Annotated in this window: 16 protein-coding genes, 4 tRNA genes and 1 pseudogene; 7 read left to right on the top strand and 14 right to left on the bottom strand. The window is 41.9% G+C overall.

The genetic code is table 11. The annotated features are described in order from the left end of the window. The 4 genes from SYJ56_RS16505 (at window position 1) to SYJ56_RS16490 (ending at window position 2503) form a co-directional block, all read left to right on the top strand. On the top strand, window positions 1-738 hold the full coding sequence (locus SYJ56_RS16505; protein WP_323835971.1) for a 3-keto-disaccharide hydrolase: 738 nt from the start codon (window positions 1-3) through the stop codon (window positions 736-738). 238 nt (window positions 739-976) lie between these two features. Then, window positions 977-1462 carry a transposase gene (locus SYJ56_RS16500; protein WP_323835970.1) on the top strand — a complete coding sequence of 162 codons (486 nt, stop codon included), beginning with the start codon at window positions 977-979 and terminating at the stop codon, window positions 1460-1462. After that, window positions 1456-2082, top strand: coding sequence for a hypothetical protein (locus tag SYJ56_RS16495; protein WP_323836102.1), 627 nt, complete (start codon window positions 1456-1458; stop codon window positions 2080-2082). Before SYJ56_RS16500 ends, SYJ56_RS16495 begins: the two co-directional genes overlap by 7 nt. Next, entirely contained in the window at window positions 1973-2503 is a 531-nt protein-coding gene (locus SYJ56_RS16490) for a transposase (RefSeq protein ID WP_323836097.1), read from the top strand. Before SYJ56_RS16495 ends, SYJ56_RS16490 begins: the two co-directional genes overlap by 110 nt. 53 nt (window positions 2504-2556) lie before the next feature. Here SYJ56_RS16490 and SYJ56_RS16485 read toward each other — a convergent pair whose 3' ends face one another. The 7 genes from SYJ56_RS16485 to SYJ56_RS16455 all read right to left on the bottom strand — a co-directional run bounded on the left by SYJ56_RS16485 (window position 2557) and on the right by SYJ56_RS16455 (window position 5841). Then, window positions 2557-4044, bottom strand: coding sequence for a PAS domain-containing protein (locus SYJ56_RS16485; RefSeq protein WP_323835969.1), 1488 nt, complete (start codon window positions 4042-4044; stop codon window positions 2557-2559). Window positions 4045-4365: 321 nt separating this feature from the next. Next, a complete protein-coding gene (locus tag SYJ56_RS16480; protein ID WP_323835967.1) occupies window positions 4366-4665 on the bottom strand; it encodes a GIY-YIG nuclease family protein in 300 nt (99 codons plus the stop codon). Between the two features lie 93 nt (window positions 4666-4758). After that, window positions 4759-5007, bottom strand: coding sequence for a GIY-YIG nuclease family protein (locus tag SYJ56_RS16475; protein ID WP_323835965.1), 249 nt, complete (start codon window positions 5005-5007; stop codon window positions 4759-4761). 56 nt (window positions 5008-5063) lie between these two features. Next, window positions 5064-5136: transfer RNA gene (locus SYJ56_RS16470), tRNA-Lys, on the bottom strand. A 345-nt stretch (window positions 5137-5481) separates the two neighbouring features. Further along, a tRNA-Arg gene (locus SYJ56_RS16465) sits at window positions 5482-5555 on the bottom strand. A gap of 55 nt (window positions 5556-5610) precedes the next feature. Next, a tRNA-Pro gene (locus SYJ56_RS16460) sits at window positions 5611-5684 on the bottom strand. An 84-nt stretch (window positions 5685-5768) separates the two neighbouring features. Next, window positions 5769-5841, bottom strand: a tRNA-Lys gene (locus SYJ56_RS16455). 231 nt (window positions 5842-6072) lie between these two features. Between SYJ56_RS16455 and SYJ56_RS16450 the strand changes: the two genes are divergently transcribed. From SYJ56_RS16450 to SYJ56_RS16435, 3 genes and pseudogenes are all read left to right on the top strand, one after another. Beyond that, window positions 6073-6798, top strand: a complete 726-nt coding sequence (locus tag SYJ56_RS16450; protein WP_323835963.1) for an SH3 domain-containing protein — start codon at window positions 6073-6075, stop codon at window positions 6796-6798. A gap of 66 nt (window positions 6799-6864) precedes the next feature. Then, entirely contained in the window at window positions 6865-7413 is a 549-nt protein-coding gene (locus tag SYJ56_RS16445; RefSeq protein ID WP_323835962.1) for a gluzincin family metallopeptidase, read from the top strand. A gap of 59 nt (window positions 7414-7472) precedes the next feature. Continuing rightward, window positions 7473-9427 (top strand): annotated as a pseudogene (locus tag SYJ56_RS16435) (M1 family aminopeptidase). Here the strand turns inward: SYJ56_RS16435 and SYJ56_RS16430 are convergent. From SYJ56_RS16430 to SYJ56_RS16400, 7 genes are all read right to left on the bottom strand, one after another. Further along, a complete protein-coding gene (locus SYJ56_RS16430; protein ID WP_323835956.1) occupies window positions 9424-10044 on the bottom strand; it encodes an LON peptidase substrate-binding domain-containing protein in 621 nt (206 codons plus the stop codon). The pseudogene SYJ56_RS16435 and the gene SYJ56_RS16430 sit on opposite strands and share 4 nt — an antisense overlap. A 112-nt stretch (window positions 10045-10156) precedes the next feature. Then, a complete protein-coding gene (gene gap / locus SYJ56_RS16425) occupies window positions 10157-11161 on the bottom strand; it encodes a type I glyceraldehyde-3-phosphate dehydrogenase (protein WP_323835954.1) in 1005 nt (334 codons plus the stop codon). A 325-nt stretch (window positions 11162-11486) separates the two neighbouring features. Further along, the gene (locus SYJ56_RS16420; protein ID WP_323835952.1) at window positions 11487-13718 is read right to left on the bottom strand and encodes an NADP-dependent isocitrate dehydrogenase; all 2232 of its coding nucleotides are present in this window, start codon (window positions 13716-13718) and stop codon (window positions 11487-11489) included. A 191-nt stretch (window positions 13719-13909) separates the two neighbouring features. Further along, complete coding sequence (locus tag SYJ56_RS16415; RefSeq protein WP_323835950.1) at window positions 13910-14707, bottom strand: amidohydrolase; 798 nt, start codon at window positions 14705-14707, stop codon at window positions 13910-13912. Next, entirely contained in the window at window positions 14704-15258 is a 555-nt protein-coding gene (gene def / locus SYJ56_RS16410; protein ID WP_323835948.1) for a peptide deformylase, read from the bottom strand. Before def ends, SYJ56_RS16415 begins: the two co-directional genes overlap by 4 nt. After that, on the bottom strand, window positions 15255-15668 hold the full coding sequence (gene ruvX, locus SYJ56_RS16405) for a Holliday junction resolvase RuvX (protein WP_323835946.1): 414 nt from the start codon (window positions 15666-15668) through the stop codon (window positions 15255-15257). The genes def and ruvX overlap by 4 nt, the downstream gene beginning before the upstream one ends. Then, window positions 15668-16426 carry a hemerythrin HHE cation-binding protein gene (locus SYJ56_RS16400; RefSeq protein WP_323835944.1) on the bottom strand — a complete coding sequence of 253 codons (759 nt, stop codon included), beginning with the start codon at window positions 16424-16426 and terminating at the stop codon, window positions 15668-15670. The genes ruvX and SYJ56_RS16400 overlap by 1 nt, the downstream gene beginning before the upstream one ends. Window positions 16427-16568: the final 142 nt, after the last annotated feature.

Here is a 16568-nt window from a genome sequence, read left to right as displayed (position 1 = left end):
ATGAGAAAACACTATATCATCGTCGCGGCATTGGCAAGTATTCTTGCTTCATGTTCTGGCGAAAAAACAGTCGAAACAGAAACAGAAGTAACTGTGGAAGAAGCTCCGGAAGAAGAATGGGTAGATCTATTTGCCGACAACGATTTCTCTAACTGGCACAAATACGGCGGAGGAGAAGTAGGCAATGCCTGGAAAGTCGAGAATGGTGAAGTTTATCTTGATGCGAAAAACAAAGACGGCTGGCAAGCTGGTGATGGTGGCGACATCATTACGAATGAAGAATACGAAAATTTCCATTTGAAATACGAGTGGAAAATCTCACAAAATGGCAACAGCGGAGTAATATTCTATGTTCACGAAGCACCAGAATATCAGAACACATATAATACTGGCTTAGAAATGCAGGTACTGGACAATGACGGCCATCCTGACGCCAAAATCATCAGTCACAGAGCTGGAGATCTTTATGATTTGATAGTAAGTAGTGAAGAGACTGTGAAGCCTTATGATGAATGGAACTCAGCGGAGATTATCGCCAACAACGGTAAGCTCGACCTAATTCTCAATGGAACCACTGTGGTTAGTACTACCCTTTGGACTCCTGAGTGGGAGGCGTTGATTGCAGACAGCAAGTTCAAGGACATGCCTAATTTCGGTACGTTCAAAAAAGGAAGAATTGCCCTTCAAGATCATAGCGATCTCGTTTATTTCAAAAATGTGATGATTAAGAAGCTTTAATCTACTCGCCTCACAACCAAAAAAAGAGTCCTGCACTGATGCAGGACTCTTTTTTTGGTTAAACCGAACCTAAAATTAAGAATCCTTCTGTGGTATTGGGTTTTAGAACCTTAAAAGCAAATGGAACACTATTTTTTTGCCTCATTATCTAGGGTCTGCTTAGAAAATAAAAAAGGGGTGATTAGATACAAGTAAGGGCAAAAATTCAGAATTTAAGGGAAGCCAAGTGCAAGGAACTATGCAAAAGACTCCCAAAAGGCGTGCACCACGCAGCGAATACACGAGCCAAAATCAGCTGTCATTCACTGGATTTGAAACTCCCTTTTATAATGGTCTGGATCCCTCCAACCGCTGGGTTGTGCTCAGTTCACAGATCCCCTGGGACGTGCTGGTAAACCTGTTTAACAAACGCAACCCGCCCAAATCCACAGGAAGGCCTGCGCTGAACCCCAGGGTATTGATCGGGGCGGTGATCATCAAGCATATGCTCAACCTGGACGACCGGGAGACGGTCGCCCAAATCACCGAAAATATGTATCTGCAATACTTTCTTGGCTACAGTTCCTATATCAAACGACCTCCTTTCGATGCCTCGCTGTTTGTGGATATCAGAAAACGGCTCGGAGAAGAGCTGATCTCGGAGATGAACGATAAGATCCATGAATTTTCTAAGTCCGGCCCCGTAAAAAAAAAGATAAAGCCCCTTCCGATGGGGATGTGGTAGCCTGCCTTAACAAAGGTGAAGTAATCTATGATGCCACTGCCTGTCCCCAGGACATCGCCTATCCCACCGATATCGGATTGCTGAACAGGTCCCGGGAGATCACAGAATCCATCATCGATGAACTGCACGCGAAAAGCCCACAGGGAAAGAAGCCCCGGACTTACCGCAAAGTAGCCCGGAAACGCTATCTGAAGGTAGCCCAAAACAAGAACCCATCGAGGAAAACCATCCGTAAAGGCATCAAGTCCCAGCTTCAATACCTGAGAAGAAACTTCAGGACGATTGAAAAACAGCTTGATGGCTTTGCTGTTTTCCCTCTCGCTCATCGGTTGCAGCACAAGTATTGGATCATCCAGACGGTGTATGACCAGCAGCTGAAGATGTTTAAGGCCCGGAAGCCATCAGGTGGAAGATCGGATAGTCAGGATCGATCAGCCCCACATCCGTCCTATTGTCCGAGGGAAAGCCAGGGCAAAGACCGAGTTCGGGGCCAAGATCCACCTGAGTCTGGTGGACGGGTTTTCGTTTCTGAACACCATCTCCTGGGATGCCTTCAACGAGGGGAGCCACCTGCAAGACTACGTAGAAAACTACAGAAAGCGCTTCGGCTTTTATCCTGAAAAAGTACTGGCAGACCAGATCTACTGTACCAGAGCAAACAGGAAATGGCTGAAGGACAACAAGATCAAACTGGCGGCCAAACCTTTAGGCCGCCCATCGGCAAAGGCAGTGGCAAACCACGTAAGACCCGGAGAGAGGAACCCGGTTGAGGGGAAGTTTGGTCAGGCAAAAAACGGATACGGGATGAACCGGATCAGGGCAAGACTGAAAAACACCAGCCAGTCGTGGATCGCCTCCATCATCCTAGTGCTTAACCTGGTCAAACTGGCCGGGATAGCACTGGTATGCCTGGGTTTTTCAGCATGGATCTGGCTAAATTACAACCTAAATACCGGCAAAAGAACAATCCCTGTCTCTCTGAAATCAAAAACCCAGTCCAACTGCGATTCTGGACTGGGTTTTATGGCTTGGGCTGCTTGAGTTTTTCAGCAGGCCCTATCTATATGCTGGAAAAACTTTCGCCTAAGCACATTTTATATTTCAGTCCTATCTTTTAACTCGGTCTTTTGAGTTATGATCCTGATCTGATCATCTAATTCGTTGGCTGAGGTCAATAAATAGTCCAGCAGTTCGCTTTGTGGCAATTCTTCGACAGGTGTATTTTTGATCAGATCGATAAGTCCCATGATCCGAGCTAGTGGTGCCCGGATTATGTGCGACTGTAACCATGCGATTTCCCGAAATTGCTGGTTTTGTTCTTCGATAGCCAAAATCCTACTGACTTTCTCAGTATTATCCAGACAAGCACCAATCATTCCAAGTATTTCTCCGTTCGGATCAGATTTGCGCTTGGCCCAAGACCTTAAATAACGTACTTCACCATCTGGACGGACAATTCTTTCTTCGAAATCTGTATCCTCTCCGGTACTCAACACATTTTCAATTACCTCTTTTACCCTAGTCCGATCATCTGGGTGCAGCAATTCAAGATATCCTTCAAAGGTCGCTTTGAATTCATTTGGATTCAATCCGTAGATTGCATATAAGGCAGGCGACCAAGTGACAATATTATGCTCGATATCCCAGTTCCAGTTACCAAAATGTGCGAGTTCCTGACTCTGTAGCATCAGCAAATTCTTCTCGCTGATGATCTCTGTGTTTTGTCTGTTTTCTAGGATGACTTGTAGCAATGCTGCCGCACGTTCCATCACTCTTAGTTCGTCTTCAGTTGGTGATTTGGGTTGACGGTAATACATTGCCAGCGTAGCTATCACCTCTCCATCAGTACCGATTACAGGATTTGACCAGCATGCCATCAATCCATGCATAAGAGCAAGCTCGCGGTAACCTATCCACTTAAGATCAGTGGAAATATCAGTAACAATGATCTGTCGTTTTAAAGCTGCAGCAGTGCCACAGGATCCCACATTCTCACCGATCTGTACGTTCTCAAGGGAAGCCATATAGACACCAGGCAAGGAGGGAGATATACCATCATGCAAGCGACCATTTTTGATTTTCAGAATTGAACATTGCATCATAGGAAACAATTCTTCGAGTCCTGCGAGATAGTATAAAAGCAATTCATTAAGGGAATTATTCATATTCAGCCGAAACACATTTTCTTCCAGCTGCTCCAGAGCGATTAGCCTTCTAAAGGCTGTGGTTTCAGTCATAATTCCACAAAGAAAAGGTTGAACATCCCTTTCAGTGATGAAAGAAACTGTGTCCTTAACCCATTTGATATTGTCATCCGCACTAATCATCCTATATTCGAAAGAATGGATTTTCCCAGAGCTGTCATTCAAATTTCGGTATTCCGACACCACCCCAATATCATCTGGATGAATGCGACTCTCCCAAAAACCAGGTGTGTCTGTCCACGTTTCCTGCGGAAAACCTAAAATATGCTGACTAGGATCTCCGATGAAATTAAATAGTCGCATCATTGAATCAGCTTCCCATACAATTCCTCCCATAGATTTCAGAAAAGAAAGCAATTGTTCGGAGTTATTTTTCATGATGATTAGAATACGTGTCGTTAATAGCTAGGGAGTAAGATACTAAAATGAATTAATTTACAACCAGACCTTTAATTTGTCTTAATCTTTATTGAAAGAGATCTTGATGACCAAGCCGGAAGCAAGGATTAGGACTCAAATTGAGCTTTATCTAGACTAGTAAAAGTGGGCTTGTTTATGAAAAAAACCGACAATCCTCTTGGAAAAACCTGACGGATTGATGAGTTATTTATGCTGTGTACAAAGCAGTTGAGATCATTGGTGAGATTGCAAAAAAAGGTTAACCATTGAAAGGCATATTAATACTTCTATTTCCGGATTTCATCTTCTTGATTTACGCTTGGCTGATTGTAAATCCTCGAACGTCTCTTTATAAATTAGCTTCCAGGGAATTCCCGCTGAAGTAAATTTTAACTGCCCGATGTTATGCTCATACATACTCCTTTCTAGATTGGAACATGCGCCTACATAGAACTTGTTCAGCTCTTCAGAAAAGAGAATGTAAAGAGTTGCTATGTTAAGTACCAGTTGGCTAAAAATAAGAAAAGCAGCCCGTTTTGGACTGCTTTTTTGTGATCCCGCTGGGGCTTCCCGATATCGACTTGCTTCGCTTCGTCTCATCGGGACAGGCTTCTCGCCCTTTCCCTTTTGTAATCAATCTGTGATCCCGCTGGGGCTCGAACCCAGGACCCTCCCGATCAAAATCGGGATGCTCTACCGAGCTGAATTGATCATAGACTCAATATATTTTTTGCTTTTCATCTTTTTAATCTGAAGTTCTCTACGTTTGGCTGTAAGCAGACCATCAAAATCCTCGCGGTAAACCAGTTCCCAGGGAATTCCTGTGGAGGTGAATTTTGAGTGGCTAATGTTATGTTCATATAATCTGCGGTCAAGATTACTGCATGCGCCTACATAATACTTGGCAAGTTTTTCAGAATACAAAATATACATTGTCGCCATCTGAGTAAGGATTGGCATAAAAATAAGAAAAGCAGCCCATTTGGACTGCTTTCTTGTGATCCCGCTGGGGCTCGAACCCAGGACCCATACATTAAAAGTGTATTGCTCTACCAGCTGAGCTACGGAATCATATTGTTTCAAGTGAATCTTTTTCCACTTAGGTATTTCTATTTCTTGGCTCGAACCCAGGACCCATACATTAAAAGTGTATTGCTCTACCAGCTGAGCTACGGAATCATATTGTTTCAAGTGAATCTTTTTCCACTTAGGTATTTCTATTTCTTGGCTCGAACCCAGGACCCTCCCGATCAAAATCGGGATGCTCTACCAGCTGAGCTAAGGAATCAAGTTTGTTATATATATATCAATCTTATATTGATTTTTGCTCTACCTCCCGATAGCTATAGGGATGAGCTAAGGAATCGGTAAACGATAATAAAATAAAAAGCGGAACGTAATTCCGCTTTTAATAAGTGATCCTGTCAGGACTCGAACCTGAAACCTACTGCTTAGAAGGCAGTTGCTCTATCCGGTTGAGCTACAGGACCGGATAAGTAATGTCAATAAATCTTTAGACAAATGACAAAACAGAAATAAATAAAGTCGGGGTGGCAGGATTCGAACCTACGACCTCCACATCCCAAATGTGGCGCGATACCGGGCTACGCTACACCCCGAAACTTTCTTTTTAACTCCTTGTAAGTTAATTCTAATATGATCCCGCTGGGGCTTCTCGCCCTTTCCCTTTTGTAATCATTTTGTGATCCCGCTGGGGCTCGAACCCAGGACCCATACATTAAAAGTGTATTGCTCTACCAGCTGAGCTACGGAATCATATTGTTTCAAGTGAATCTTTTTCCACTTAGGTATTTCTATTTCTTGACTCGAACACTGAACCCTCCCGATAAAAATCGGGGTGAGCTACGAAATCATAATACTCTGAAAATTTTCAGAAAATTTAACCACTTAATTGCGGCTTAAACCCTTTCAAATTGACTCCCTAGCCTTGCTTTTTGCCAGATCATTGCCGTAATTGGACTGCAAAAATAAGGGGACAAATTTTAAATGCCAAACGTGAAATCAATCTTTCTCACAAAACTTTTGATATTCTTATCGATATCATTACAAAGTATTCATTGTCAAGCAGATGTAATTGATCTAAAAAAAGCAGATTCTTTGTTTAATGTTAGAAGCTACAAGGAAGCAATGGAAATCTATGATTCTAGCTATCAATCCGGGATATATTCCCCGGCAATGTTGCTCAAAATGGCCTTCATCACTGAAGGTATTGGAGACAAAGAACTGGCTACACTTTATCTGAGTAAATACTACGACCTAGAACCCAATCAACAGGCTATAACCAAGATCAAAAGTCTTACTGGCCAAAGTTCGTTAATAGGATATGAAGTGAGTGATACGCAGCGATTTCTAATATTTTTGACTGAATACCAGGAATACATTGTGGCGGCATTGGCTCTTTTCCTTGTAGTTTCTATTATACTAAGTTGGATCACCAGCAGGAAATCTGAAAAGACCCAAACTTTCTGGCCAACCATTCTACTTATGCTTTTAATCTTTTTAGCCAACAATTTTCTGACCGGCCCTCGGACCGGTCTTATAACAAGCAGTCCTACTTTTGTTGTAAGCAAACCATCTGCTGGTGGTGAGCTGATAGACAGGGTAGGACCTGGACACCGAGTGCATATCAAGTCCAGCAAGGATATCTGGTATGAAGTAGACTGGAAGGACAAAAGTGCCTACATAAAAAAATCAGATGTTACACGAATGTAAGTCCATTTGAAAAACACTAAAGGAAATCTCTTTACAATTCCTTCAAAATATAATGATTGTTGGAGCATGAAAAACCTACTCCAGCTTGCAGGGCTGATCCTCATATTCACTTCCTGCAAAACTCCTGTTTCCGACGAGCATTTCTATAACTCTGGTATATCTATTGAATTAGCGAAATTTAGAAAAAGTCAGGTAGCAGATATTCACTATCGTTTATCTTTTGATATCCCTGCGAAGAAGTCAGACCCAATTCCTGCACACCTGACTCTAGAAGCAAAAATCAGTGACTTATCCCATCCCCTGATTTTGGATTTCCATGAGGAATCATCCCATCTAGTATCCCTGAGCGTGAATGGACAAAGCACTGAAATCAACCACCGAGACCAGCACTTGATCATTCCTACGAAAGCACTAAAAAAAGGCTCAAATTCCATTGAGATCGATTTCTTGGCAGGAGAGCTTTCGCTCAATCGTAATGATGACTTTCTTTATACCCTACTGGTTCCTGATCGGGCAAATACACTTTTCCCCTGCTTTGATCAGCCTAATTTGAAAGCTAACTATACACTGACCATCACTCCCCAAAAGACTGGAAAGTCTTGGCAGGGGCAGTAGAACTAGCTTCTGAGGAAAATGGAGAATTCACCACTCACAGATTTGCCAAGTCAGATTTGATGAGTACCTATTTGTTTTCTTTTGTAGCTGGCAAGTTTGAAGAAGCGAAATCCGAAACGGACTTTGCACAAACAATGCTCTACAGAGAAACCAATCCTGAGAAAATAGCAGCAAGCATCCCGGAAATTTTTACGCTACACCAAAAAGCAACAAAATTCCTTGAAACCTACACCAAATATCCCTTCCCATTTCAGAAGCTTGATTTCGCTACTATTCCCATCTTCCAATATGGCGGAATGGAGCATGTCGGAGTTATCCAATACCGCGAATCTTCGCTTTTCTTGGACGAAAATGCTACCGACTCAGAATTACTAAGCCGTGCTAAGCTTATCGGTCACGAGACGGCTCATATGTGGTTTGGAGATTTGGTGACTATGGATTGGTTTGAGGATGTGTGGATGAAGGAGGTTTTTGCAAATTTCATGGCTGGCAAACTTGTCAACCAACCTATCCCGACATCAATCACGAGCTGTTATTTCTAACCAATCATTATCCGTCGGCATATGGGGAAGATAGAACGCAAGGAACAAACCCCATCCGTCAAAAGCTTTCTAATTTAAAAGATGCTGGCTCACTCTATGGGAGCATAATCCATGATAAAGCACCGATCATGATGCGGCAGTTGGAAACAGTGATGGGAGAAGCAGCATTTCAAAAAGGTATTCAGACATACATAAAAACTTATGCAAATGATAATGCAACTTGGAATGAACTGGTCGAGATACTAGATGAAAATACAGCAATAGATCTCAAAAATTGGAGTGAAATATGGGTAAATCAATCAGGAAGACCAATTCTTACCGACAAAATTGAACTGGCAAAAGACGGAACCATCAGCTCCTTCGAAATATTCCAAAAAGCAGAAGATGGTTCTGATAAAATCTGGCCACAGCTATTCGATATTACTCTATTTTATCCTGACACTAGCAAGACCTTTTCAGTTTCCATAACTGAAAAATCCTTTGATTTGAAAGAAGCTATCGGGGAGCAACAACCCACCGCAATTCTCTACAATAGCAATGGCCTAGGATATGGGGTTTTTCCAATTGATAAAGAATCATTGACAACTATCTCAACACTTTCGGATGAGGTAATGAGAGGACAATCATACATCAACTTATTTGAAAATACCCTTTCTGGGAATATAGAACCAATCCTGGCTTTTGAAACTTTTCAAAGTGGTATCTCGACGGAGAAAAACGAGATTTTATCGCGCTTGATTTCATCCGAACTCAGCACTATTTTCTGGAAATACCTTACTGAAGATCAACGGGAAAAAGTCCTTCCTGACTTAGAATCCAAGCTATGGAGTCAATTGCAAAATAATCTTCCCACCAATCTTAAGAAAACTATCTTTTCTCTTTACAGCGGGATTGCTTATTCCAAAACTGGCTTAAGTCGACTTTACCAAGTATGGAAAAAGGATATTGAGATCAAAGACCTGAAACTCAATCCTGACAACTTCACCAATCTGGCAATGACTTTGGCTGTGTATGCACATCCTAAATCAGACGAGATATTAATTGAAGAACGAACCAGAATAAGTAACCCGGACAAACTTGATCGCTTTGACTTTCTTCAACCAGCTTTATCCCAAAATAAGACAATGCGAGATGCCCTTTTTGAAACTTTCAGAAAAGCTTCTAACCGTGAAAAGGAATCATGGGTTTTAGCAGCTTGTGGTTACATACATCACCCATTGCGACAGCAATCAGCTATTAAGCATCTCCCACTAGCATTGGGGCTACTAGAGGATATTCAGAAGACTGGAGACATCTTCTTTCCCAAAAGATGGGCGTCGGTTACAGCGGGACAACACAATTCTCCTGAGGCGACTAAAATCGTTTCCGGCTTTCTAGATGCAAATCCAGATTACAATCCAATTTTGAAAAATAAAATCCTACAAGCCACTGATGATTTGATGCGGGTGCAAGGAATCCATGAGGTCAATTAGAAATCTAATGGATCAAGATGCTTAAATTGTCCATTTTGTTTGATTTTTTCTTTGGCATGCTCCCCTGCTTTAAGTGCAGGAATGATTCGCTTGAGGTGATTGAGTAGAAATTCAGTTCGCTTCGCCTCAGAAGGAATTTTGATTAGCTCTAATTCCTCCTCCAGTTTGAGCCCAATTTTATGAGAAAAAGAAAATGAATCAATTTCAGCAGAATCGAAATCCGTTTCATATCCTATTAAATGAAGTATTTCTCTGAGATAAAGAAGGTACTCATGATGCAAAAAATCAGCAACTCTGAGGTCATCCTCTAACCACTCGACAGCACCTGCAGCATATGATTTTCCAGCTGCCGGATTTTCAAAGCTTTCTATTTTGAAAACTCTCTTACCTGTGGTCTTAATGTCCATTCGGCCATCCTCATACCTAGTATATATAGTATCCAACTTTACTTCAGTGCCATATCCCGAAAGCTGATCCAAATAAGTACAAACTCCAAAAGTCAAATCCCCTTGCTCTACATCTTTGAGCAACTCTTTGTACCGAGGTTCAAATATGTGAAGGTTGAGTTCTTCTCCTGGAAAAACCACTAATTTCAAAGGAAAAAAAGGAAGATTCATAGACTTGTTTTTTTTAGTATAACGTACTAAAACCTAATTTTTGTTTTCAGCAGAAACAAAAAAAGCCGATCCAAGGACCGGCTAATTTTTAGTAAATGAAATTTACTTCTTATTATTTGCTAGCGATAAAGCTAACCAAGTCGATCACTTTATTAGAGTAGCCCCACTCGTTATCATACCAAGAAACTACTTTCAAGAAAGTGTCAGAAAGCTGGATACCAGCACCTGCATCGAATATAGAAGTTCTAGGATCTCCAAGGAAATCAGTAGAAACCACGTCATCTTCAGTATAACCAAGAACACCTTTCATGGTAGTCTCAGAAACTTCTTTCATTTTAGCACAAACTTCAGCGTAAGTAGCTGGCTTTTTCAATCTAACTGTCAAATCGACAACAGAAACATCTGGAGTAGGCACTCTAAATGCCATACCAGTCAATTTACCGTTAAGCTCAGGAATTACTTTACCTACAGCCTTAGCGGCTCCAGTTGATGAAGGAATGATGTTCTGAGCAGCACCACGTCCACCTCTCCAGTCCTTCGCAGACGGTCCGTCCACAGTTTTCTGAGTTGCAGTAGTCGCATGAACTGTAGTCATCAAGCCTTCCTCGATTCCCCAGTTGTCATTCAACACTTTGGCGATTGGAGCCAGACAGTTTGTAGTACAAGAAGCGTTAGAAACGAAAACCATGTCAGAAGTATATGAATCTTCATTCACACCCATTACGAACATCGGCGTATCATCCTTAGATGGTGCAGACATTACAACTTTCTTTGCACCTGCATCAATATGACCTTGTGCAGTTTCTTTAGTCAAGAAAATACCGGTTGACTCGATTACATAGTCAGCTCCTACTTCACCCCATTTAAGGTTTGATGGGCTTTTCTCAGAAGTAACACGGATACTGTTTCCGTTCACTACTAATGCACCGTCCTTTACTTCTACAGTACCTTTGAAGTTACCGTGAGTAGAGTCATACTTCAGCATATATGCCATGTAGTCTACGTCGATCAAGTCATTGATCGCTACTACCTGGATATCTTCTCTTTCTTGTGCGACTCTGAACGCCAAACGTCCGATTCTACCGAATCCGTTGATTCCAACTTTAATTTTGCTCATTATTATTTTGATTTTACGTATAGGTTTGATTCCTAAAACTCCCCTTGGAGGTATGCCACTTTTGACCAAAAATCCCTGTGGGATGGCTAAGTTATTACATTTATTTGGCTAGCACAAACTATCTCTTAGGCCACTTCCATTCTTACCCCGCTCAACCGATTCCGAAGAAAAATAATTTCATTAAATATCTGAAAAACAATTTTGCAGCTTAGTTTTTCTTTGTGGAAAAAAAATATATGCGAAACCCTATTCAAAAGCAATAGTGGTACACTCTTCCCAAAAAAAAGCCAGACCTTCGCCTGGCTTTTATTTGTGGAATTGACAGTTACACCAAATGTGTAAGTATTTCATTAAGCGTAGCACTTGGCCTCATAGCCTGAGAAGCCAATGCTGCATCCGGTCTGAAATAGCCACCGATATTTACCGGCACACCTTGCGAACCATTCAATTCATTTACTATTGTCATTTCTTGAGCTTCTAATGCCGCAGCAAGCGGAGTGAATTTAGCTTTCAATTCAGCATCTTTATTCTGCGCAGCAAGTGCCTCTGCCCAATAAAGTGCAATGTAGAAATGGCTACCTCTGTTATCAAGCTTACCGACCACGCGAGCCGGAGACTTATCATTTTCTAGCCATTTGCCAGTCGCCTGATCAAGTGTCTCTGCCAATAGCAAAGCTTTGTCATTATGGAAAGTCTGTCCCAAATGCTCCAAAGAGACTGCAAGTGCAAGGAATTCACCCAATGAATCCCAACGTAGGTGTCCTTCGGTAACGAATTGCTCCACATGCTTAGGTGCAGATCCACCAGCCCCAGTTTCAAACAAACCTCCACCATTCATTAGAGGAACGATAGAGAGCATTTTGGCCGAAGTGCCCAATTCCAAAATCGGAAACAAATCTGTCAAGTAATCTCTCAATACGTTTCCTGTAACAGAGATCGTATCCATACCTTCTTTGATTCGAGCCAAAGAAAGGTTTGTCGCCTCCACAGGTGAAAGAATAGAAATCTCCAATCCAGTTTGGTCATGATCCAATAAATATTTATTTACTTTTTTGATCAACTCTGCATCATGTGCTCGCTGAGGATCTAACCAGAAGATAGCCGGTGTATTCGAAAGTCTTGCTCTCGTTACAGCCAACTTTACCCAATCCTGAATAGCAGCATCCTTTGTTTGACACATTCTCCAGATATCTCCGGCTTCTACATCGTGCGAGAAGATTTCATGTCCGTTTTGATCCAGCACTTTTACTTTGCCTGCAAAAGGAATCTCAAAAGTTTTATCGTGAGAACCATATTCTTCAGCTTTCTGAGCCATCAGCCCCACGTTAGGCACAGAACCCATCGTGGACGGATCGAAAGCACCATGACTTCGACAAAAATCAATAGTTGCCTGATAAACGCCGGCATAAGATCTATCAGGAATGATTGCTTTGGTATCCTGAAGTTTACCAGCCTTGTTCCACATCTGACCGGAAGTTCTGATCATCGCAGGCATAGACGCATCAATAATCACATCACTTGGCACATGCAGATTGGTGATTCCCTTATCCGAGTTTACCATCGCCAATTCTGGGCTATCTGCAAGACAAGCTGCAATATCTGCCTCTACTTCAGTTCTTTTCGGGATAGAAAGTTTATCTAGATTGGAGATCAAATCTCCAAATCCATTATTCACATCGATTCCCACCTCGTGGAAAGAGGCAATGTGCTTGGCAAAAACAGGTTCAAAAAACACTTTCACTGCATGACCGAAGATGATAGGGTCAGATACCTTCATCATTGTAGCTTTCATGTGAAGGGAGAAAAGAACGCCTTGGGACTTTGCTTCGGCTTTTGCTTTTCTTAGAAATGCTGTCAAAGCAGCAATGCTCATAGTGGAAGCATCGATCACTTCACCAGCCTGAATTTTCAAACCAGATTTAAGAATTTCTTTTTGGCCGTCCGCGCCCTGCAATTCAATGGAAATAACGGCCTCATTAGCCATCACATGGGATTTCTCACTACCGTAAAAATCACCTTCTGTCATACTGTCCACATGAGTCTTGGAGTCTGCCGACCATTTGCCCATGGAATGCGGATGCTTCCGTGCGTAAGCTTTCACCGCCTGTGGCGCTCTCCGGTCAGAATTCCCTTCCCGAAGCACAGGGTTCACTGCCGAACCTTTGATTTTGTCGTATTTGCTTTTAATGTTCTTTTCCTCGTCAGTTTTTGGCTCCTCCGGATAATCGGGAAGTGCATATCCCTGCGACTGAAGTTCCCTGATAGCAGCTTTAAGCTGTGGGACAGATGCAGAGATGTTTGGAAGCTTTACGATGTTGGCTTCGGGAGTTTTTGCGATATCACCCAACTCTGCCAAGGTGTCCGGCAGCTGTTGCTCAGGAGTCAGAAACGCTGAGAAATTAGCGATAATTCTAGCTGATAGCGAAATATCACGAGTCTCTACCGATACACCAGCAGATTTAGTGAATGCTTCTACAATAGGTAAAAGGGAATACGTGGCCAAAGCCGGAGCTTCGTCAGTCAGCGTATAAAGGATTTTTGGAGTTTGGTTACTCATGGTTTTAAGAGTTCTAAAAAGACATGTTATACCCTGAGGCTTCAATTGACCCAATTAGGTCAGATCCATTTCAAACTGTAGTTGGTTGGAAAAAAGAGGAAACAGGGTCTTAAAATATTGGGGCTAAAATACGCAAAATATCCTTGTTTCAAATTCCACTTACATAAAGTAAGAATCCTTAACAGGTTAGCTCAAAGAATAGAAAAATTATCAGAATCCATCCAAGCAGGAAACTTCTCACGATAGGAATCCAAAGCCAGTTTATCCAGCGTTACTATGCAGAATTTTTCCTCCTCGCCCAAAAATCCCAGGGAATTACCTTTGTAGTCATATGCAGCAGAATGTCCATTATACTTTATTCCATTCCCATCTTCAGCCACTCTATTCACTCCAATGGAATAAGCCAGATTCTCTATGGCCCTAGCGGGCAAAAGTGCATCCCAAGCCGAAACTCTCGCTGCCGGCCATGACGCGATATAAAAAATCAGATCGTAAGCTAACTGCCCATCGATCATTCTATTTCTACACCAAATTGGAAATCTCAGGTCATAACAAACTTGTGGACAGATCTTCCAGCCCTTCAGCTCAAAAATTGGCAATCTGTCTCCTGCGGAAAAAGAATGATCTTCATCCGCCATCCGAAATAGATGCCGCTTATCGTAATGCTGGATCATGCCATCAGGACTCACCCAAAGCAAGCGATTGAAATAGTTACCATCAACTTGAATAATTGCGCTACCAGTGATAGTCGCATTTTTTTGCTCCGCCATCTGCTGCATCCACTTGCAGATAGTAAGATTCATGGGCTCTGCCAATTCAGCTGCATCCATGCTAAATCCCGTCGGAAACATCTCTGGCAAGATGATCAAGTCCACTTCTTTTTCTATCTCCCAAAGTTTCTCTTCCAGCATCGCCAGATTGGCAACCTTATCTTTCCAATAAAGTTGAGTTTGTATAAGTGCTATGGAGAGTTGGGGAGCTTTAATCATTTCAGAGGGTAGATCATTCTGTAATCAGTAGATATTTTGCCTTTACTTACATCGATCAGTTTGGATTTTACCAATCTCTTTTTGAGACCTTTTAAGTAATCCACAAATAGAATACCTTCCAAGTGATCATACTCGTGCTGAATTACGCGAGCTGTCATTCCAGAGAATTCCTCCTCTTTTAGATTCCAGTTTTCATCGTAATACTCGATAGTAAGGGTGTCAGGACGGGTTATATCTGCTCTTACTTCAGGTATACTAAGGCATCCCTCTTCGAAGCTGTAGTCATCGCCATATTCATCCAAAATAATGGGATTGATGAATGCCCGTCTAATACCGACTTCTTTATCTTCCTCATCGAGCATCAAGCTACTATCAATCACAAAAAGGCTAATACCTTGATTGATTTGGGGTGCAGCAAGACCTACGCCGCTGGCGTTGTCCATGGTGGCAAACATATTTTTTATCAGCTCGTCGAGCTCGGTTCCTTCGGTAATTTCCTCCGCTTCTCTTTTCAGGATTGGGCTACCGTAAGCAACTATTGGGTAAATCATTGTTTTTCTAAATAGGATTGTAGAATAATTGCCGCACTCACCTTGTCTAGGTTTCCGGCTTTTTCTTTTCGGTCTTTCTTTTTACTTCCCATGGAAATCATGCTTTGCATGGCCATCTTAGAAGTGAACCGTTCATCGACGAGTTCAATTTTTTTATCAGGAAAAGCTTTGGAAAGCCTATCCTTCATGGTGATCACTTTTGGAGTCATCTCATTGTCCTGCCCGTTCAGTCTAGTAGGATATCCAAGAACTAAGGTATCGACCTCTTCCCGCCCGCAATAACTTTTCAGATATTCAATAAGTGTGGAAGTCTCGATGGTCTCCAATGGATTCGCCAACATTTTCAATGGGTCGGTAACAGCCAGTCCGGTTCTTTTGGTTCCCAGGTCAATCGCAAGTATTCTGGGCATCAGTTTTTTCTGGTTTTTTTCCGGATTTGCCGCAAAGCTTCTCTTTCTAGCTCTACTGCTTTTGGAAATAAAAGTTCATCTTCGATTTTCGCATGAATTCTTAGTTCCTGCTCGAAGTTCTGTAATTCGTGATAAAGCACTTTCATGGTAAGAGGTGCATCTGCATCCAAAGAATAATCCGCTGTTAACTTTCTGATTCCTTCCATTTCGTCGTCATGAATCTCGTGCTGGTCTGCCAGCATATGTACAGGGTCTCTTTCCAAGATCGTGGTGGCATCTTTCAGCGAAAACCTATTTTCCTCAATGTCCTGAAGCAATTCTATACGTTTGAAAAGCCTGCTTTCTTCTTCATGGATGTGATGAATAAAATCCTCTACAAAAAGCGGAAACATAATCCTTAGATCTGCCATCAAGGAAGCAAATTGAGGCTCTGGAACTATTCCAGAGATGATATTAGATAGAAAAGGTAATTCCTGACGAACAAAATAGTAGTGCTTTTTCTTCAGATATGCCACCAGAATTTCGATGGGATTCAGGTAAAGTTCTTCTGTAGAGGGCTCCTTGCGGTGAGCCCAAGACTCAAGTTCTGTAATCAACTGACTGGAATGCACTTTGTGCTTTTTACAAACCACTTCCAGCGACTCCGTTGGGTACTGATAAAAGCTGATTCCGAAATAATGCAGCACAGAGGCAAAGACATAGTTTTCAGAAACTAAGTCTCCTACAAGGGCCTTTTCAAAATCACCTTCGTTTCGCATCTTGCAAAAATAATTTTTTTTAACAGAAAAAAGGGGAATAAATTGAGCCATTATACCTTCCCCTCGTATAAACATTTGTTAGCTTTATCAAAAGACTATTCAAAAAGAAGGCAATTTTGGGTAATTTACGTTAACAATAAAG

It is taken from the genome of Algoriphagus aurantiacus (assembly GCF_035156405.1).
In the GTDB taxonomy this organism is placed as follows: domain Bacteria; phylum Bacteroidota; class Bacteroidia; order Cytophagales; family Cyclobacteriaceae; genus Algoriphagus; species Algoriphagus aurantiacus.
Note: the sequence above shows the minus strand (reverse complement) of the source record. Positions and strands in the feature narration are given on the sequence as shown.